An 18962-nucleotide genomic window follows, 5' to 3' on the forward strand; every position below is an offset into this window, starting at 1 on the left:
GAACTCGACACGGACTGCGGGTAACCCCGGGCGGATCGGCCCTCCCGACCCCCGGCGGGTGCATTCCGTAGCGGAAACGCTCGCGGAGAGGACCCCACCCCCACGGGCGGGTCAAGGGTGGGCGCAGCCCATCGCGCAGCGACGCGACCGCAGGGAGCGCCCTTGAGGCGCCGCCGGAGGGCGCCACACTCGGAGAGAGGGCGGCCGCACCGGAAACCCACCCGAAACGCCCACCCCCAGCTCCCCATCCCCGCGCCCGCGCAATTCCCGGCTCCCCCAGGCCCGTTGGGCTCGGCTACTCTGTGCCCCATGCAGGGGGAACTGGAAAACAGCTCTAGTTTGAACGGCAGTGGTGCCCTACCGCTGGAACCCGGGGATCCCCGGCGCATCGGCGCGTTCAGACTGCTCGGCGTGCTCGGCTCCGGCGGCATGGGCCGGGTCTATCTCGGGGCCGTACCCGGGAAGTTCGCGGCGGTGAAGCGCGTCCTGCCCGTCCTCGCCGAGGACGCCGACTTCCTCAGCCACTTCGGGCACGAGCTGGACAACCTCGCCCGGCTTCCCGCCGGCGCCAGCGCCAGGCTCCTCGCGAGTGACCGTACGGCGAAGCCGCCGTGGTTCGCGACCGAGTACATCCCCGGCATCACCCTCAACGAGGCCGTCCGCCTCCACGGCGGCCACCTCCCCGCCGACGCCCTCTGGCGGCTCCTCCGGGAGGGCGCCGCCGGTCTGCGGTCCGTGCACGCGGCCGACATGGTCCACCGTGACCTCAAGCCGTCCAACGTGATGCTGACCGCCGGCGGCCTCTCCCTCATCGACTTCGGTGTCGCCCGGGCCGCCGACCAGTCCCGGCTCACCCGGACCGGCATGGCCATCGGCACCCCCGCCTACATGGCCCCCGAACAGGCCGTCGCGGAACGCCACCTCACCGGCGCCGCCGACGTCTTCGCGCTCGGCAGCCTCGTCCTGTACGCGGCCCTGGGCCGCCCCCCGTTCGGGGACGGCTCCGGCCCCGGCCTGCTGTACCGGATCGTGCACGGTGAGCCCGAGGTCGGGAAGCTCGCCGAGACCGCCCCCGCGCTCCTGGAGGTCGTACGGTCCTGCCTCGCCAAGGACCCGGCGGACCGGCCGACCGCCGCCGAACTCGTCGACCGGGCCGAGGAAGGCGCTGCCGGCGCCACCTGGCCACCCGCCGTGGCCGCGCGGATCGCGGAACGCACCGCCTTCGCCGCCACGGCCCCCACCGCCGGGCACCTGGCCGAACTGGAGGCCGCCGAGCCGTCCGAGGACGTCGCCACCGCGTCCCTCACGCCACGGAACCCGCAGGAACCCGCGACCGGCGGCCCCGCCGCCCTGGTGGTCACCGGCCCCACCGCCACCGGCCGGCGCAAGGAGCGCAGGAACCGGTTCGCGATGTTCGCCGTGCCCGTCGTCGTGGCGACCGGGACCACCCTGACCATGGCCCTCGGCCCGTACGAGATCGGCCGCGACAACGCCGGTCCCCGCCCCTCCGCCTCCTCGCCGTCGGCCGTGGTCACCACCCCCGCCCCCGGCGGCCCCGCGCCCGTCAGCCCCTCCTTCCCGTCCTCGTCCCCGTCCTCCTCCGCCAAGGTCTCCCCCTCCCCCGCCCCGGCCTCGAAGCCGCCGGGCACCGGTACGGCCGTTCCCCCGCCTCCGCCCGCCCACGGGGGTGCGGACGGCGGCGCGGGGGGCGGCACCGGAGGACCGGCCACGGGCGGCGCGACCACGGAGAGCGGCACCGCGCCCGGCACCGGCTCGGGACCGGGCTCCGGCTCCGGCTCCGGCTCCGGCTCCGGCGGCGACTCGGGCTCGTCCGGCTCCTCGGGCTCGTCCGGGTCCTCGGGCTCGTCCGGGTCCTCGGGCTCGTCCGGGTCCTCGGGCGGCACCACCACCCGGCCCGCCACCCGCCCACCGCAGACGACCCGCCCCGCTCCCCCGCCGCCCGCGCCGTCCACGGGAACGGGGTCCCCGGGGACGTACTCCCTGGAGAACGGCACCACCGGCAACTGCCTGGCGGAGTACGACGCGGGCTTCGGCAACACCGTCACCTCGGTGGCCTGCGGCTCGCGCGGCACCAACGCCACCTACTGGTTCTCCTGGACCCACCGGTCCGAGTCCGGCGGCACGCTCAGGCTGATCAACGGCACGACCGGCCGCTGCCTGCAGCCCGCCGGCAACACCTCCGTCACCACCGCCGCCTGCAACGGATCCTCCCTCCAGTCCTGGAAGGTGCTGTCCTCCTCGCCGGCGGGCCGGACCTTCCGCAACGTGAGCGACGGCAAGTGCCTCACGGCGGGCAGCTTCGCCATGACGTACACCTGCGGCTCGGGCGGCAACCAGCTCTGGCGCACCATCGCACCCGTCTGACGGGCCCCGAGACGGGGACGGAACCCCACCCCCGTCCCCTGCGGAAGGCGGCCTCCCGACCGGCCCGGTCGGGAGGCCGTCCTCCGGCCCTTCCGCCCCTGCGTGACCGATTCGCAACCAAAAGCCCTCGTGACCGAGACCTACAGCGTGTACACGTCATTACGCTCAGCGTTCATGGTCACCACCCCCCCACCACTCTCTCCCCAGGTCGTCCACCCGGTGTACGTCATCGGCGGCGGTCCCGGCGGGCTCGCGGTCGCCGCCACCCTGCGCGCCCGGGGCGTCCGCGCCGTCGTCCTGGAGAAGTCCGACGCCGTCGGCGCCTCCTGGCGCGGCCACTACGACCGGCTGCGGCTGCACACCACCCGCCGGCTCTCCTCGCTGCCGGGCCTGCGGATGCCCCGTTCCTTCGGCCGCTGGGTCGCCCGCGCCGACGTGGTCCGCTACCTGGAGACGTACGCGGAGAAGCACGAACTGGAGGTCGTGACGGGCGTCGAGGTGTTCCGCGTCGAGCGCGCGGACGACCGGTGGGTCCTGCACGCCACCGGGGGCCGCCGGCTGACCGGCCGGGCCGTCGTCGTCGCCACCGGCCACAACCACACCCCGCGTCTGCCGGACTGGCCGGGCCGCGACACGTACACGGGCGAACTGCTCCACGCGCGCGCGTACCGGAACCCCGGGCCGTACGCGGAGAAGGACGTCCTGGTCGTCGGCGCCGGCAACACCGGCGCCGAGATCGCGGCGGACCTCGCTGACGGCGGGGCCGGAAGGGTACGGCTCGCGGTGCGCACGGTCCCGCACATCGTGCGCCGTTCCACCCTGGGCTGGCCCGCCCAACGCTCCGGCATCCTGGTCCGCCGGCTGCCCGCCGCCCTGGTCGACCGGGTGGCCGCCCTGCTCACCCGGATCGGCGTGCCCGACCTCACCTCCCACGGCCTCCCCCGGCCGGACACGGGCCTGCTCGCCCGCGCCCGACAAGGCGCGGTACCGGTACAGGACGTGGGCCTGATCGACGCCGTCCGCTCCGGCCGGGTCGAGGTCGTCGCCGCCGTCGACGCCCTGGACGGACCCGACGTCCTCCTCGCCGACGGCACCCGGATCACCCCCGACACCGTGATCGCCGCGACCGGATACCGCCGCGCCCTCGAACCGCTCGTGGGCCACCTGGGCGTCCTCGACGACGACGGCCGCCCCCTGGTGCGCGGCGCCCGCTGCCCGCGCGAGGCGCCCGGTCTGTACTTCACCGGCTTCACCAACCCGATCAGCGGCATGCTCCGCGAACTCTCCCGCGACGCCGAGAAGATAGCCCGCCGCATCGCCCGCACCCGGCCGACCGGCTGAGCGGCCTGAGCTGCGGATACCCGGGTGGGCGGAGGGCGTGACGAGCACGTCGGCGCCGCCCCCTAGGGTGTGACGCGCACATGCCCATCACCGCTCCCGGGGGGAACGGAATGCCCAACCCCGCGCGCTCGCGCGACAGATCCAGCAGATCCGGCACGACCGGCAGAGCCGAGAGGTCCGGCGACGCCGGACGCTCCGGTAGATCCGCGCGCCGGCTGCTCCTCGTACCGGCCCTGCTCACGGCCCTCCTCGGTTCCGCCCTTCCGGCGGGGACGGCCCTGGCGGCGACGCCCGCCCCGCCGGCCACCGCGGCGAGCGCCCCGGCGCCCGAACCGACGACCACGGTCACGTCGGCACCGGCGCCCGAGCCCTCGGCGCCCGGGTCGTCGACGGAACCCACCACCGCGCCGGCACCGGCCGAGGAGCCGACGACACCCACGGAGCCGACGCCGACCGCCGACCCGTGCCCGGTCCTGCCGCTCACCCCGCTCGGGGCCCCCGGCGACCCGGCCGGGCGCGCCACGGTGGAGTCGGGGGGCACCGCCTGCTTCACGGTCACCGTGGAGAAGCCGGGCCTGCACCGGCTGCTGCTCAGCAACGGACGCCCGTATCCGTCGCTGTACTCCGGTGAGAACCAGGTCGACTGCGAGGACCGCGCCTACCGGGACACCTGGTGCGAGCTCGCCGCCGGGACGTACACGCTCAAGATCACCGTTGGACAGGGGGAATCCGCCCCCGTCGAGACCGGCGTCTCCCTCGTCCCCCTGATGGACGCGCCGGACTGTCCTGCCGTCCCTTCCACGGCCTACGACGCCCCCCTGGTGACCGGCACGAGCGCCGGTCCGCTGAGCGTCCTCTGCCACGCCTTCCCCGCCGCCCCGGGCGAGCGGTTCACCGCGGACCTCCAGCGGAGCGACCACGCGGGGGCCGAAAGCTGGATCACGGACGCCACCGGCACGCGCGTCTGCCCCGCCTACAGCCCCGACGGCGGCCCCGGCTGTGTCCTGCCCGAGGGGTCCGGCGGCTACCGCGTCCTCGCCGTCGTCGGAGACGCCGAGGACGGCTCGGCCGCCCCGTACACCCTGAAGGTCCGGCGCCTGTCGGAGCCGGTCGGCTGTGTCTCCGCCCCGGTCACCGTCTACGGCTCCGCGCCCGCCGCGGCCGCCCCGGGCACCGAGTGCCGGACCTTCACCCCCGCCACGACGGGCCGCTACGACGTGCGCGCCATCCGGCCGACCGGCGGGATCCAGGAGATGCGCGTGCACGCGCCGGACGGCAGCACCGCCTGCGCGCCCGACTCCGCCTGCGTGCTCACCGCGGGCACCACCTACACCCTGCTCACCGACGCCGCCGTGAGGATCACGGACCGCGCGTCCACCGAGGGCTGCGAGAGCGGTGTGTCCCTCGGGACCGCCCATCGCGGCACGTTCGCCGCCCCCGCCGAGGTGGACTGCCTGCACCTTCCGGTGCCGCGGGGCGCGCACCTCGCGATCCTGAGCGATCTCGACTCCGACATCACGGTCGTCGACGCCGAGGGCACTCCCCTCTGCGAGGGCACCCTGCGGACCGGCACCTGCGCGCTCGCCGGCACGGCTCCGTACCGTGCGCTCGTCAGCGCGCAGTACGCCGGGGAAGCGGGCGGTTACGGCCTCGCCGTCCATCGCACGGACGTCCCGGGCGACTGCCGGGCCTTCCCGTCCGGAGCCCTCACGGCCGACCCGGCGCGAGCGGTCCTGCGGACCGGCGAGGGCGTCTTCGCGGACTGCCTGGCCATTCCGGCGGACGACCACTCCGCGAGCGAACTCGTGCAGATCCAGCAGGTGTCGGGTTCGTCGAGGGCCGAGGTCAGCGTGGTCGACACGACGGGCAAGCAGGTCTGCGACCTCCGCTCGTACTACGGTGCCTTCGCCACGTGTGACCTGACCCCGGGTCTCGCGCACACCGTTCTCGTCCAGGGACGTGACGTGCCCGGCGAGTTCACGCTCACCCGCCACGACGTGACCGCCACCGCGCGCGGCTGCGTGCCGACCCCGGCCGTGGCCGTGGGCGGCCCGTCGACCGGCGGCGTCCCGGCGGCGCCCGGCACCTTCCTCTGCCACTCCGTGACCACCGCCTCGGCCGGGGACACCCTGCACCTGGCCGTACGCGACGCACAGGGCACGGCACGGCAGATCGTGTACGACGCGAACGGCGGCGCCGTCTGCGACTACTTCGCGGCGAGCTGCGCCCTCACCGGTTCCACCCGCTACCAGGTGCTCGTGCAGGTCCCGGCCGACAAGACCGCGGCACCGGCCTACCGCCTCGACGCCCTGCGCATCGGCACGCCCGCCGGTCCGGCACCGGAGTGTGTGAAGGTGCCGGACGTGAGCTACGGCTTCGGCCCTCTGACGGGCACGTTGTCGGAGCAGCGGACGGCGGTGTGCGCGGTGCTGCCGACCGGTACGGGTGACCGTTTCGACGTGCGTCTCTCGCCCGCGGGGACGTTCCAGCAGATGCCGACCCCGAGGCTGTACGACCAGGCGACCCTGTACCAAGGCTGCCGGGGCTGGCACACCGGCGAGGGACCGCGCTACGACTGCGGGGTGGCCGGTGACTACCCGAAGGCGGCCCGGCCGAGCACCCTCGTGATCGGGATGCCCGAGAGCCCCGCTCAGGCGAGCACGGCCCTGCGGGCCGAGTTCTCCTGCCGCGTCCACCTGTGCGGCCTTGAGCAGCGGACGGTGGGGACCGTCGCCCCCGGCACGGTCGGCCGTGGGAAGGTCACGATGACGGTCACCGGTGGCGCGCTGCACTCCTCGCACTACGTCGAGGTGTCGAACGGCGGCACCTTCCGGGCGCGGTCGACGCCGGTCTCCGTCGCCGCCGACCGGCGGAGCATGACGGTCGCCCTCGACCTGACGAACGCCCCGCTCGGAACGCTCCACCTGAGCGTCTTCGCCCACGGAGTGCAGTACCAGCGCACCCCGGTCACGGTCGTCGCCCCGATCCGCGCCACCGCCGTCCCCCGGATCTCGGGCACGGCGGTCGTCGGCGGCAAGGTCACGGCAACGAGCGGCACGTGGTCTCCGGCAGGCGAGTCGTACGCGTACCAGTGGCGGGCCAACGGGGTGGCGATCGGCGGGGCCACCGGCTCCTCGTACGTCGTCCCGGCCACGCTCCAGGGCAAGCAGCTCTCCGTCGCGGTGACCGCCCGCAGGACCGGGCACCCGGTGGTGACCTCCGTGAGCGCCGCGCTCCTCGTGAAGGGCGTGGCGCCGAAGCCGACGCGGAACCCGTCCTTCACCGGCTCCGCGCGGGTGGGCGGCAAGGTGACCGCCGCCGTGGGGACCTGGACGCCGGCGCCGACCTCGTACGGCTACCAGTGGCGGGCCAACGGCGTGGCCATCGGCGGAGCCACGGGGTCGACGTACGTCATCCCCGCCGCCCACCTCGGCAAGAAGCTGACGGTGACCGTGACCGCCCACCGCACGGGCCACCTGAGCGGCTCGGCAACGTCCGGCTACTACACGGTCGCGGCGGGGCTCGCCCCGAAGGCGACCTCGGCGCCGTACGTGACGGGCACCGTGCGGGTCGGCCGGACGCTCTCGGTGAATCGAGGGGTGTGGACGCCGGCTCCGTCCTCGTACACGTACCAGTGGTACGCGAACGGGAGGCCGGTCAGCGGGGCGACCAAGTCGTGGTTCACGCCGACGTCGGCCCAGCGCGGGACGAAGCTGACCGTGAAGGTGACGGCCCACCGCCCGGGCCACACCTCGGGCGTGGCCTGGACCCGCGCGACGGTGACCGTCACCGGGTGATCCACCGGCTCGCGTGAGAAGCCCCGGGAGGCCATGGTCTCCCGGGGCTTCTCACGTCCGCGGCGACGACGCCTGTCATGGCCCGCCGCATAAAATCGCCCCCATGCCCCTGCGCCCCGTCCACGTGAACGTCAAGGCCCGCGACACCGGAGTGGTCGGGCGGTTCTGGGCCGAGGCGCTCGGGTGGGTGGCGTATCCGGTCGGGGGGAGTGTGTACGTGGGGCCCGGGGGCGGGGTCGTGTGGCCTCATCCGGAGTTCATCGGGGTCGACGTCGTGCCCGTGCCGGGGGCGAAGCCGGCGGTGAAGAACGGGACGCACCTGGATGTCGCCACCACGTCGCTCGCCCATCAGGTCGAGCTGGTCGCACGGCTCCGGTCGCTCGGGGCCGTGCCGGTGGACGTGGGGCAGGGGGACGTGCCGTGGGTGGTGCTCGCCGATCCGGAGGGGAACGAGTTCTGCGTCCTCGAGCCCCGGGAGGTCTACCGGGACACCGGACCGGTCGCCGCGGTGGTGGTCGACTGCGCCGATCCGCGGGAGATGGCCCGGTTCTGGGGTGCGGCGGTGGACTGGCGGCTGTGCGAGGTGACGGACGACCGTGCCGTGTTCCGGTCCGCCGCCGGCTCGGGGCCGTATCTGGAGTTCCTCCGCACCCCCGGTGGGAGGACGGCGCCGGACCGCGTCCACCTCGACCTGCTGCCGTACCCCGGGGACGACGGGGCGGCGGAGGCGGAGCGGCTGCGCGCGCTGGGGGCCCGGGATCTCGACATCGGTCAGGGGGACGTGCCGTGGACGTGTCTGACCGATCCTGAGGGGCACGCGTTCTGCGTCCTGGCGCCGTGAGCCGGACGTCCGCCGGACTTCCGCGGGCCCCTCAGGCGCCCGCCAGGGCCGGGGTGTCCGCGCGGGGGCGGCGGATGACGAGGGCCATCAGGGCGGCGGCGGCGCACAGGGCGCCGGAGGCGTACCAGACGGGGTCGTAGGTGCCGAAGACGTCGCGGGCGACGCCGCCCGCGAAGGCGACGACGGCCGCGCCGACCTGGTGCGAGGCGAGGACCCAGCCGAAGACGATCGCCGAGTCGTCCCCGTACTGCTCGCGGCAGAGGGCGATGGTCGGCGGGACCGTGGCCACCCAGTCGAGGCCGTAGAAGACGATGAAGAAGATCATCGGCGGGTGGACGGAGGGCGCGAGGAGCATCGGCAGGAAGAGGAGCGACACTCCGCGCAGCGCGTAGTAGACGGCGAGGAGCCGCCGGGCGGAGAAGCGGTCGGTGAACCAGCCGGAGGCGATCGTGCCGACGACGTCGAAGACGCCGATCACGGCGAGCAGTCCCGCGGCGGCCGTCAGCGGCATGCCGTGGTCGTGGGCGGCGGGCGCGAAGTGGGTGCGGACGAGGCCGTTGGTGGAGGCGCCGCAGATCGCGAAGGACCCGGCGAGCAGCCAGAACGGTCCGGTGCGGGCCGCCTTGAGGAGGACGGTGACGGCACGCCGTGCGGCGCCCCGGGCGGGGGCGGGCTTGGGCACGTACTCCCCGCCGTACGGGGTGAGGCGGACGTCCGCCGGGTGGTCGCGCAGCAGGAACCAGACGAAGGGGACGACGGCGAGCGCGGAGAGGGCGACGGTGACGGAGGCCGGCCGCCAGCCGTGGTCCTCGACCAGCCAGGAGAGCAGGGGCAGGAAGACGAGCTGGCCGGAGGCGCCGGCGGCGGTGAGGATGCCGGTGACGAGGCCCCGGCGGGCGACGAACCAGCGGTTGGTGACGGTGGCGGCGAAGGCGAGGGCCATCGAGCCGCTGCCGAGGCCGACGAGGACGCCCCAGTAGAGGACGAGCTGCCAGGCGGCGGTCATCCACACGGTGAGGAGGGAGCCGAGCGCGATGACCGTGAGGGCGGCGGCGACGACCCGGCGGATGCCGAAGCGGTCCATGAGGGCGGCGGCGAAGGGGGCGGTCAGGCCGTAGAGGGCGAGGTTCACCGAGACGGCGAAGCCGATCGTGCCGCGGGACCACCGGAATTCCTGGTGGAGCGGTTCGATCAGCAGGCCCGGCAGGGAGGCGAAGGCCGCCGCGCCGATGATCGTGACGAAGGTGACCGCCGCGACGAACCAGGCGCGGTGGACGCGGGGGGTACGGAGGCCGGGGGGCGGGGTGCCGGGCGTACGGGCGGGGGTCTCGGTTGTCTGGGCCATGCCACCGAGCTTTCCGTTCCGCACTCCGGCCCGCCATTGGCCCGAATGACAGCTTTCGAACAGATCGGGACACCCTCTACACGCGCGGCAGTGTCCTGATCGGCCGTACGAGCAGGAGCGCGGCGACCACGAGGACCGCGATGCCCGCCCCGGCGAGCAGCACCCGCTCCGTGCCGACCGCCGCCGCCACCGGGCCGGAGAGGGTCCGGCCCACGCCCATCATGAGGAGCGAGCCGGCCACGTCGTAGGCGTGCATGCGGTTGAGGGCCTCCTGCGGGACGTGCGTCTGGACGGCGGTGGACCACATGACCAGCCAGTACGCGAAGGAGACGCCGACGACGAACTGGCCCGCGCCCAGCAGGGCGACGGGAGCGCCCGTGCCGAGCAGGACCAGGTTCACGGGGAGGCCGATGAGGGCCACGGCGCCCGAGGCGAGGGGGCGGCGGGGGCGCAGCCGCAGGGCGAGCAGGCCTCCGACGGCGCTGCCCGCGCCGTTCACGGCCATCAGCGTGCCGTACGCGGCGGAGCCGTGGTCCTCGGTGACCAGGTGGGCGGTCAGCGGCACCATGGGCCCGGCGACGGTCAGTCCGTACACGGTCCAGATGGAGATGACGCCCCACAGCCAGCTGCGGGAGCGGAACTCCCGCCATCCTCCCGCCAGTTCGGTGCCGAGGGAGCCGCGTGCGGCGGAGTCGGAGGGGAGGGCCGGTATCCGCATGAGGGTGAGGCAGAGGGCGCTGACCGCGAAGGTCACCCCGTAGACGGCGAAGGCGGCGCCCGCGCTCCACAGGGCGACGAGGAGTCCGGCGGCGGCCGGGCCCGCCATGGTGGTCAGGGCCTCGACGACCCGCAGGACGGCGTTGGCGCGCTGCACGTCGGGGGCGATGCGGGGGATGGTGGAGGCGACGCCGGGCTGGAAGAGGGCGGCGCCGGCGCCGGCGAGGGTGGAGAGGACGTAGACGGCCCACAGGGGCGGGCTGCCGAGGGCGAAGGTGACGGCGAGGACGGCGGCTCCGGGCAGTCGCAGCACGTCGGCGAGGATCATCATGCGCCGGGCGGTGAAGCGGTCGGCGAGGACGCCGCCGAAGAGGACGAGGACGGCGAAGGCGGCGGTCCACAGGCCGAGGGCGTAGCCGACGGAGGAACCGGGGTGGCCCGCGCCGAGGAGTCCGGCGGCGAAGGCGACCGGAACCATGCCCTCGCCGAAGACGGCGACGGCCCGGGCGACGAAGAAGAGACGGAAGTCCCGGTTCCACAGGACGGGGGGCGGGGGGACGGGCCTGCCCGGAACCCCGGCGCCGGGGCCGCGCGGGGCGGCCGCTCCCGGGGGAGCGGGGGGCGTTCCGGCGGCCGGGTGGTGGGGAATCGGCTCGGCGGCCTCAGACTTGTACGTGTTGTCCGTCACGGACACGTACTCGTACCAGGCAAATGGTCTGGACCACCAGTGAATTTACCGTCCCACCGGAGGGAGCACCCCGCCCGTGCAGCCGCCGCACCGCGTCGCCGTCCTCGCCCTGCCCGGCCTTCTCCCCTTCGAGCTGGGCATTCCGCACCGCATCTTCGGCCGTGCCAAGGACGCGGCGGGACGGCCGCTGTACGAGATCGTGACCTGCGCGCCGGTCGCGGGACCGGTGCAGACCGACGCGGACTTCGCCGTGCACGTGGAGCACGGCCCCGAGGCCCTCGCCACCGCCGACACGGTCGTCGTGCCCGCCTCGTACGAACTCGGCCCGGTCCACGAGGAGGGGCGGCTCACTCCCGAACTGGCCGCCGCGCTCGCGCACATCCGGCCCGGGACCCGGCTCGTCGCGATCTGCACCGGCGGGTACGTGCTCGCCGCCGCCGGTTACCTGGACGGGCGCCCGGCCACCACCCACTGGGCCTCGGCCGAGCACTTCCAGCGCCTCTTCCCGACCGTACGGGTCGACGCCGACGTCCTCTTCGTGGACGACGGGGACGTCCTCACGTCGGCGGGCGTGGCCGCCGGGCTCGACCTGTGCCTGCACATCGTGCGCCGTGACCACGGGGCCGCCGTGGCCAACGACGTCGCCCGCAGGACCGTGGTGCCGCCGCACCGGGACGGCGGGCAGGCGCAGTACATCGCGCGCCCCGTCCCGGAGGCCGGCACCCACTCCACCACCGCGGCGCGGGCCTGGGCCCTGGCCCACCTCCACGAGCCGATCCAGCTGCGCGACCTGGCGGAGCGGGAGGCGATGAGCGTGCGGACGTTCACCCGCCGCTTCCGCGACGAGGTCGGCATCAGCCCGGGCCAGTGGCTCACCCAGCAGCGGGTCGAGCGGGCCAGGCACCTCCTGGAGACGACCGACCTGCCGGTCGACCGGGTGGCGCGGGACGCCGGCTTCGGCACGGCCCAGTCGCTGCGGGTGCACCTGATGAGCGCGATCGGGGTGACCCCGACGTCCTACCGGCGCACCTTCCGCACGGGCGCCCCGGCCGCCGGTGCCTGAGCGGCGGGGCCCCGGCGGGCGAGCCTCTGTTCCCCGGCCGCGCCGACGGCGGTGAGCAGGACGGTGAGGGCGACCCCGTACAGGATCGCCGTCGAGGGGGCGACCACCTTGAGCAGGGCGCCCGCGAGGGTGCCGCTGACCGCGTAACCGGCGCCGACCGCCGCGTACATCACCGAGTAGCCGGCGGCGAGCGCGGACGGCGGCAGGATCTGCCGCAGGGCCAGGTTCCGGGTGAGCATGGCGGGTGCCTGGAGCAGGCCGGCGGCGATCAGGACGCCGGCGAGGGCGGCGGTCCAGGGCAGGACGGCGAGGAGGGCGACCCCGGCCGTCACCCCGAGGACCAGGACGACGGACTGCACGGGCAGCGAGCCGGGCCAGCGGCTCCGCAGGCCGTACACGAAGGCGCCGGCGGCCGAGCCGAGGGAGAAGCCCGCGAGCAGCGGACCGGCCCAGCCGATGCCGATGCCGCGCTGGTCGAGGAGGGCGGGCAGGATGAGTTCGGCGAGGGCGAGGAGGCTGAGTCCGGCCGCGCCGAGGACGTACACCGGCCAGGCCCGCAGCAGGGCCCGGCGTGCCGAGGCGCCCCGGTCCTGCGGGCCGGCGGCCCAGCCGGGCGGGAGCAGCCACAGTCCGGCGGTGGCCGTGGCCATGAGGACGGCCTGGAGGAGCAGGGGGACGCCGGGCCCCGCGCCGAGGGCGAGTCCGGTCACGAGCGCGGGGGCGGCGGCCCAGATCGCGAAGGTGAGGACCGATTCCACGCTCATCGCCTGGGTGACGGCCCGTTCGGGGACGAGGCCGGTGAGCAGGGCGCGCAGGGCACCGGGGACGGCGGCGGGCCCGGCGCCGGCGAGGAAGGCGAAGACACCGAGGACGACGGGGTGGGCGCCGGGCGCGAGCGCGGGACCGGCGAAGCCGGCGGCCCCGACGGCGAGTCCGGCGGCCAGTTGCGGCCGGGCCCGCTCGGCCTTCGTCCGCATGCCGAGGACGGGGGCGGCGACGATCTCGCCGAGGACGTACACGGCGGCGAGCACGGCCCCGAGGGTGTAGCCGCCGGGCCGCTCGCGGACGAGGAAGACGAGCGCGAGGGGCGCCATGGCCACGGGGAGGCGGCCGGTGACGGCGACGGCGCACCAGGCGAGGACGGGGCGGGTGGCGAGCTCGCGATACGACATGGGACACGACCGTACTGGGGGCCGCCGGAGGGCGCCCGCGAGAAAAACGAGCCGCGTCCCGGGCCCCGAGCCGAAAAGTTGTCCACAGCCTGTGCACAGAGAGGGGCGGGGCGCCCGCCGGCTCCCGACGAGGTCCCGTACCCGCGCCGGTGGTACGACTCCGGCGGTGGCGACCGTGACGGTGCGGCCGACGCGGTCCCGATGCCGCGGCGAACGCCCCGGCCTCTCGCGCCTGGTGGTGTTCACGGGCGCGGACCGGCGCCCATCACCCCTTGGAGAGGCGGGATTTCACGGGTGGCGGCGCGCTCGCGCGCGCCCCGAGCACGGCACGGCCGCCGCCACCCCGCCGCGACCCGTACATGCCGAGGGCCCACGTCACGCGGCCCTCGGCTCCCCTCGCAACGAATCGCTCACCCCAGGGTGGGCAAAACGGAACGAACCGTCAACAGCGCACCCGCCCAGGGGGTGTCACGCCTTCCACGGACACCGGGACGACCGGCACCAGCGGCACCCGGTCGACCTCGCACCAGATGCTCTTGCCGGCCCCCTCGCGCTGCCAGCCCCAGCGGTCCGCGAGGCCGTCCACCAGTTCCAGGCCGCGCCCGTTGGTGTCGTCGCCCTCCGCGCGCCGGGGCCGGGGCGGGCGGTCGCTCGCGTCGGCGACCTCGACCCGCACCCCGCCGCCCGCCGCGAACAGCATCCGCAGCACGGCGGGACAACCGGTGTGCACGACCGCGTTGGTCACGAGCTCGGAGATGAGCAGCACCAGCGTCTCCGCCAGCGGCTCGTCGTCCCGTATGCCCGAACCCGCGAGCCGTGCCCGGGCCCACCTGCGGGCCCGTCCCACCTCGGCCGGGTCGGGCCCGACCTCCATCTGAACCTGAAGCACCTGCACCGCTCACACCATCCGAACCGGCGGACACATCGCCTCGCGCCTCACAGCCATCGACGCCCTTACGGAACGTGATTCCCTTGCGAGACAGCATGGTTGACGTACAGTCACCGCAACAAGCGCTTCAGGCATATTCCAGCGCGAAGGAGTACGCATGGTCCATACTGTGCGACGCACGCTGCGGGGAGTCGAACAGGAGCGCGCGGGGCGCCCCCTGGGGGCGCGAGCGGCGCACGTTCCGGGGCCCGGGGTCACCCCTGGGGCGACTCCGCGGCGTTCCAGGCCGGCGTGCTCTCGCATCCCACGGAGGGTACCGGAGCCGGAGGCCGACTCCGGGCCGTGACGGCCCGCGCGAAGGACACAACCCGGCATCGACTTTCCGTGCGTTTCCGGTCGCTCAGTGCGACCGAGCGGGCCTGCGGCGGGAGCCCTGTCCGCCGCCCGCGCACGCCGGGCGACAATCCTGACGCTGCGTCAGAGCGAGGCGGGTGCGCGCTCTCCGGCCTCGCGGGAGGGGTTCACGTACGGGGCCGTGGGACGGTCCCGCGCCCGGCGCCGGGGCCGCCCGTGACGGCCGGGCCCGCTCCGGAGAAGCCCTCGCCCCCGGTCTCCGCCCCGTCGGCGTCCCCCTCCGCGAGCGCCTCGGGCACATCGCCGTACACCTCGAAGAGGCGGCGCACACCGAGGGCGGCGAGCACCCGGCCGACGTGCGGATAGGCCTCGTCGGGGGTGCCGGGTTCCGGCAGGATCAGGCGCAGGCGGCCTCCGCAGGAACGCAGCAGACGGCGGGAGGCGATCAGCACGCCCACCCCGCTGGAGTCGCAGAAGCGCACCCCCGACAGGTCGACCACCAAGTCGTGCCGGCCCCGCGCGACCACCTCGTGGACGCGGCGCCGCACCCGGGGGGAGGTGACCAGGTCCAGTTCGCCCCGGATGAGCAGCACCGTCCAGGAGCCGTGGACGTCCTCGTCGATCTCGAGCTCGATCGTCGTCACAGCGGTCGCCTGCCCCCCGGACTGGAAGCGAAACCAATGATTCCGGGTATGACGGGTTCCTTACCATCCCGACCCGCGTCAAGGGCGCACTTGCGGCAAACGGGCGCACGCCGTCGGCGCCTCGCATTACTTTGGACGCCGGGAGTTCGGGAAGGTGGGAGGGTTCGGATGCCGAAGGACACGCCCTTGCGCTGGGACCGCAGGATGCAGCAGCGGCTCGCGCGCGGGGAGGCCGCCGCGCTGGGCGAGCTCTACGACCGGTTCGCCGCCCTCGTCCACAGCCTCGCCCACCGGGTCCTCGACGACGACGCGGCCGCCGACCAGGTCACCCGCGAGGTCTTCGGCTACATCTGGGAGAACCCCGACGCCTACGACCCGAAGCAGGGCAACATGCGCGGGTGGGTCGCACGGCTGACCCAGCGGCAGGCCGTGCACCGGTTGCGACAGGCCGAGGCCACGGCGTACGCGGAGACCGGGCAGGGCTCCGCCGAGGAGCTGGAGCAGAAGGTGCGGCGGGCCTCCGTCGCGGCCCGCGCCGACTACATCGTGACCTCCATGCCGACGCCGCTGCGGGCCGCGCTCGAACTGGCCTACTTCCAGCGCCGGGACTACCGCCAGACCGCGGCCGACCTCGGCGTGACCGAGGACGAGGCGCGCCGCCGTCTGCGGCTCGGCCTCCAGCTGCTCTCCACCGCGAACACCCGGCCGCTGGAGGGCGGCGCGCCGCCCGGTTACGGAACGGGCCGGTGAGCGGGGCGAACGGCGACGAGGAGGACGTCGCACGCGCCCCCTGGATACCGGGCCCGCGCCGGTCGGCCGACGACCACGCCGACCTGAGCGGCGCGGTGCCGCCGTGGGACGGGGACAGCGGGACGGGTCCGGAGCGGTGGCGGGAGCCGGAGCCCGAGCGGTGGCGGGAGCCGGAGGCGGAGCCGTGGCACGCACCCGCGCCGGAACCACGGCAGGTGCCCGAGCCGGAGCGGTGGCGGGAGCCGGAGCCGCCCGAACCAGAACCCGAGCCGGAGGTTCCCGTGCTCGACCACGGTGTGCTCAAGTCCCTCCTGGGGGCCTGGGCCCTTTCGGCGTGTTCCGCCGGGGAGACCCGGGCCGTCGAGGACCACCTCACCGTCTGCGCTCCGTGCGCCGAGGAGGCCCTGCGGCTGCGGGACGCCGTCGCGCTGCTCCACGAGGACCGCGACCTGGACCTCGATCCCCTGCTGCGCTCCCGGGTCCTGGAGAACTGCCTGGGCCGCCGCCCGGCCCGTATCCCCGTCCCCGACTGGGCGACCCCGTACGACGCGGAGACCGCGCGCCTGGACGCGCTGCTGCGGGACATCGGCGAGGCGGAGTGGCACGCCCCCGTACGGCTCAAGTGGTACGAGGACGACCAGCTGATGCGCCGGAAGTCCACCGTCGCCGGGCTCATCGGCCACCTTCTCGCGGTGGACGGCCTGGTGTCGGCGGCGCTCGGCCTGCCCGACCCGCTCGGCGGCGGGGTGCCCGAACTGTCGGCGCGGGAGCGGACGGAGGCATTCTGGTCGCGTCTGGACCGGCCGCCGAACCGGGCCCTGCGCGCGCCGTGGCGGGACCAGAGCCACAGCCTGATCCGTACGGTCTCGTTCGCGGGGCGCGGGGTGGCCGACCTGACCGTCACCTACAAGGACTTCGCGCTGCCGCTGCGGGACTCGCTCCTGGAGCGGGCCTTCGAGTGCTGGGTGCACGCGGACGACATCGCGAACGCGGTGGCGTACCCGTACGACCCGCCGAGCGGCGCCCACCTCCACGGCATGATCGACCTGGCGGCCCGGCAGCTCCCGGGAGCCCTGGCCGAGCGGCGCCGCGCGGGCCGGGCGGGGCCGGTCCGGCACCTGGTCGCGGCCGGCGCGCCGGGCCGGTCGCTGCACCTGGAGGTCGAGGGCGCGGGCGGCGGCCACTGGTACATCGCCCTGGACTCGCCGGCGGCGGTCGGCTCGCCCGACCACGCGGTGGCGCAGGTCGCCATGGACGGGGTGGAGTTCTGCCAGCTCGTGGCCGGGCACATCTCCCCGGAGGAAGCGGCGGCGGGCCAGGACGGCGACCGCGAGGCGATCCGCGACGTCCTGTCGGCCGCGGCCTCCCTCAGCCGCCTGTAGCGGAGTGCCGCCCCGGGGCCCGTGCCGGGCCCCGGGAGGAGTCCGGTGACGTCAGGCGAAGACGACCGTGCGGCGCCCGTTCAGGAGGATGCGGCGCTCCGCGTGCCACTTCACGGCGCGGGCGAGCGCCTGGCACTCCACGTCCCGGCCGATCGCGACGAGCTGGTCCGGGGTGACCTCGTGGCCGACCCGTTCCACCTCCTGCTCGATGATCGGGCCCTCGTCGAGGTCGGCCGTCACGTAGTGCGCCGTGGCGCCGATCAGCTTCACCCCGCGCGCGTGGGCCTGGTGGTACGGCTTGGCGCCCTTGAAGCTCGGCAGGAAGGAGTGGTGGATGTTGATGATCCGCCCGCTCAGCTCCTTGCACAGGTCGTCCGAGAGCACCTGCATGTAGCGGGCGAGGACGACGAGCTCGACGTTCTCCGCGCGGACGAGCTCCAGGAGCTCGGCCTCCGCCTGCGGCTTGGTGTCCTTGGTGACGGGGATGTGCCGGAAGGGGATGCCGTAGGAGGCGGCGAGCTCCGCGAAGTCGGTGTGGTTGGAGACGACGGCGACGATCTCGACCGGCAGCGCCCCGATCCGGGAGCGGAACAGCAGGTCGTTCAGGCAGTGCCCGAACTTCGAGACCATGAGGACGATGCGCATCCGCTCGTCGGCGCGGTGGATCTGCCAGTCCATCGCGAAGGAGTCGCCGACGGCCGCGAAGCTGGCGCGCAGCTTCTCCACCGTCACCGGCGCCTCGGCCGAGAAGTGGACCCGCATGAAGAAGAGACCGGTGTCACGGTCTCCGAACTGCTGACTGTCCTCGATGTTGCAGCCGGTGATGAAGAGGTAGCTCGACACGGCGTGAACGATGCCCTGCTTGTCGGGGCACGAGAGGGTGAGGACGTACTGGTCGGTCATCCCGTTAGCCTGCCACACCGCGGCGACCGTCCCGGCCGGGCGTCCGCCAGACGGAACGGTCCGGGCGGACGGAACGGTTCAGGACCGCGTCATGATCCGGAGCACGTCGAGGGAGCGGGGCGGCGTGTCGGGGTCCTCGCCGTCCGCCGTCGCCAGCCGTACGTGGGCCTCGCGGGCGGCCCGCACGGCCTCGGGCCAGCCGGGGTGCTCCAGGTAGGCGGTGACGGGGGCGTCCGGGCCGACCTGGTGGAGGATGCGCAGGACCCGCAGCACGGCGACGTCCACGAGGGCCGCCTCGGCCGTGTCGCGGAAGATCGCGCCGACGTACTTCTCGGCCGACCAGTTGTCGAGCCAGGTGTCCTCGACCAGGCGGTAGACGGCGTCGGTGACGTCGCCGTACCCCTCCTGGCCGGTCAGCCAGGTCGTCTCGTGGAAGGTGGGGTCGGAGAGCATGTGCAGCGCCGAGCGCACGTTGCTGCGCCAGCGCCACCACGGCATGTCGTTGAGCGGCATGCCGCCCATGGTGGAGGAGCGACGGCCGCGACGGGAAGAGTTCACCGAACCGGAGACAGGACTGGACACGTTTCGATCGTACGTTCCCCTTGTCCGGTAAGCGGACCCGCACCCTCCCGCTCCGGTGACCGCCCCCGCAATTCACCTCGGTGTCACCCTCCGTTGAACCGCGCTCACC

Annotated in this window: 14 protein-coding genes; 7 read left to right on the forward strand and 7 right to left on the reverse strand. The window is 74.6% G+C overall.

What is annotated here, in order from left to right:
• Positions 1 to 309 precede the first annotated feature (309 nt).
• The 4 genes from ABTY40_RS29805 (at position 310) to ABTY40_RS29820 (ending at position 8364) form a co-directional block, all read left to right on the forward strand.
• Positions 310 to 2385, forward strand: a complete 2076-nt coding sequence (locus ABTY40_RS29805; protein WP_352062365.1) for a serine/threonine-protein kinase — start codon at positions 310 to 312, stop codon at positions 2383 to 2385.
• A 174-nt stretch (positions 2386 to 2559) separates the two neighbouring features.
• Positions 2560 to 3726, forward strand: a complete 1167-nt coding sequence (locus ABTY40_RS29810) for a flavin-containing monooxygenase (protein ID WP_352062366.1) — start codon at positions 2560 to 2562, stop codon at positions 3724 to 3726.
• Between the two features lie 110 nt (positions 3727 to 3836).
• The gene (locus tag ABTY40_RS29815; protein ID WP_352062367.1) at positions 3837 to 7523 is read left to right on the forward strand and encodes a hypothetical protein; all 3687 of its coding nucleotides are present in this window, start codon (positions 3837 to 3839) and stop codon (positions 7521 to 7523) included.
• A gap of 103 nt (positions 7524 to 7626) precedes the next feature.
• Entirely contained in the window at positions 7627 to 8364 is a 738-nt protein-coding gene (locus ABTY40_RS29820) for a VOC family protein (protein WP_352062368.1), read from the forward strand.
• A 31-nt stretch (positions 8365 to 8395) separates the two neighbouring features.
• On the opposite strand, the gene ABTY40_RS29825 is transcribed toward ABTY40_RS29820, so the two are convergent.
• Together ABTY40_RS29825 and ABTY40_RS29830 are read right to left on the reverse strand one after the other, a co-directional pair.
• On the reverse strand, positions 8396 to 9709 hold the full coding sequence (locus ABTY40_RS29825) for an MFS transporter (protein WP_352062369.1): 1314 nt from the start codon (positions 9707 to 9709) through the stop codon (positions 8396 to 8398).
• Positions 9710 to 9785: 76 nt separating this feature from the next.
• Positions 9786 to 11120, reverse strand: a complete 1335-nt coding sequence (locus ABTY40_RS29830) for an MFS transporter (protein WP_352062370.1) — start codon at positions 11118 to 11120, stop codon at positions 9786 to 9788.
• Positions 11121 to 11190: 70 nt separating this feature from the next.
• On the opposite strand from ABTY40_RS29830, the gene ABTY40_RS29835 reads away from it, so the two are divergent.
• Positions 11191 to 12177, forward strand: coding sequence for a GlxA family transcriptional regulator (locus ABTY40_RS29835; protein ID WP_352062371.1), 987 nt, complete (start codon positions 11191 to 11193; stop codon positions 12175 to 12177).
• Here ABTY40_RS29835 and ABTY40_RS29840 read toward each other — a convergent pair.
• The 3 genes from ABTY40_RS29840 to ABTY40_RS29850 form a co-directional block, all read right to left on the reverse strand.
• Positions 12132 to 13349, reverse strand: coding sequence for an MFS transporter (locus ABTY40_RS29840; RefSeq protein ID WP_352062372.1), 1218 nt, complete (start codon positions 13347 to 13349; stop codon positions 12132 to 12134). The two genes, ABTY40_RS29835 and ABTY40_RS29840, sit on opposite strands and share 46 nt — an antisense overlap.
• Positions 13350 to 13791: 442 nt before the next feature.
• On the reverse strand, positions 13792 to 14244 hold the full coding sequence (locus tag ABTY40_RS29845) for an ATP-binding protein (protein WP_352062373.1): 453 nt from the start codon (positions 14242 to 14244) through the stop codon (positions 13792 to 13794).
• Positions 14245 to 14759: 515 nt separating this feature from the next.
• Positions 14760 to 15227, reverse strand: coding sequence for an STAS domain-containing protein (locus ABTY40_RS29850; protein ID WP_352062380.1), 468 nt, complete (start codon positions 15225 to 15227; stop codon positions 14760 to 14762).
• Positions 15228 to 15404: 177 nt separating this feature from the next.
• Between ABTY40_RS29850 and ABTY40_RS29855 the strand changes: the two genes are divergently transcribed.
• Both ABTY40_RS29855 and ABTY40_RS29860 read left to right on the forward strand, forming a co-directional pair.
• Complete coding sequence (locus ABTY40_RS29855; protein WP_345278657.1) at positions 15405 to 15986, forward strand: sigma-70 family RNA polymerase sigma factor; 582 nt, start codon at positions 15405 to 15407, stop codon at positions 15984 to 15986.
• The gene (locus ABTY40_RS29860; protein ID WP_352062374.1) at positions 15983 to 17368 is read left to right on the forward strand and encodes a maleylpyruvate isomerase N-terminal domain-containing protein; all 1386 of its coding nucleotides are present in this window, start codon (positions 15983 to 15985) and stop codon (positions 17366 to 17368) included. The genes ABTY40_RS29855 and ABTY40_RS29860 overlap by 4 nt, the downstream gene beginning before the upstream one ends.
• 51 nt (positions 17369 to 17419) lie before the next feature.
• Here the strand turns inward: ABTY40_RS29860 and purU are convergent, their stop codons facing one another.
• The gene (gene purU / locus ABTY40_RS29865) at positions 17420 to 18271 is read right to left on the reverse strand and encodes a formyltetrahydrofolate deformylase (protein ID WP_345278659.1); all 852 of its coding nucleotides are present in this window, start codon (positions 18269 to 18271) and stop codon (positions 17420 to 17422) included.
• A 78-nt stretch (positions 18272 to 18349) separates the two neighbouring features.
• The gene (locus ABTY40_RS29870; protein WP_352062381.1) at positions 18350 to 18793 is read right to left on the reverse strand and encodes an SCO4402 family protein; all 444 of its coding nucleotides are present in this window, start codon (positions 18791 to 18793) and stop codon (positions 18350 to 18352) included.
• Positions 18794 to 18962: the final 169 nt, after the last annotated feature.

Source organism: Streptomyces sp. NPDC126503, assembly GCF_040302405.1.
Taxonomy (GTDB): domain Bacteria; phylum Actinomycetota; class Actinomycetes; order Streptomycetales; family Streptomycetaceae; genus Streptomyces; species Streptomyces gulbargensis.

Coding starts and splice junctions, on each gene's coding strand:
- ABTY40_RS29805 (WP_352062365.1), top strand. CDS start 310: ATGCAGGGGGAACTGGAAAACAGCTCTAGTTTGAACGGCAGTGGTGCC.
- ABTY40_RS29810 (WP_352062366.1), top strand. CDS start 2,560: ATGGTCACCACCCCCCCACCACTCTCTCCCCAGGTCGTCCACCCGGTG.
- ABTY40_RS29815 (WP_352062367.1), top strand. CDS start 3,837: ATGCCCAACCCCGCGCGCTCGCGCGACAGATCCAGCAGATCCGGCACG.
- ABTY40_RS29820 (WP_352062368.1), top strand. CDS start 7,627: ATGCCCCTGCGCCCCGTCCACGTGAACGTCAAGGCCCGCGACACCGGA.
- ABTY40_RS29825 (WP_352062369.1), bottom strand. CDS start 9,709: ATGGCCCAGACAACCGAGACCCCCGCCCGTACGCCCGGCACCCCGCCC.
- ABTY40_RS29840 (WP_352062372.1), bottom strand. CDS start 13,349: ATGTCGTATCGCGAGCTCGCCACCCGCCCCGTCCTCGCCTGGTGCGCC.
- ABTY40_RS29855 (WP_345278657.1), top strand. CDS start 15,405: ATGCCGAAGGACACGCCCTTGCGCTGGGACCGCAGGATGCAGCAGCGG.
- purU (WP_345278659.1), bottom strand. CDS start 18,271: ATGACCGACCAGTACGTCCTCACCCTCTCGTGCCCCGACAAGCAGGGC.
- ABTY40_RS29870 (WP_352062381.1), bottom strand. CDS start 18,793: ATGGGCGGCATGCCGCTCAACGACATGCCGTGGTGGCGCTGGCGCAGC.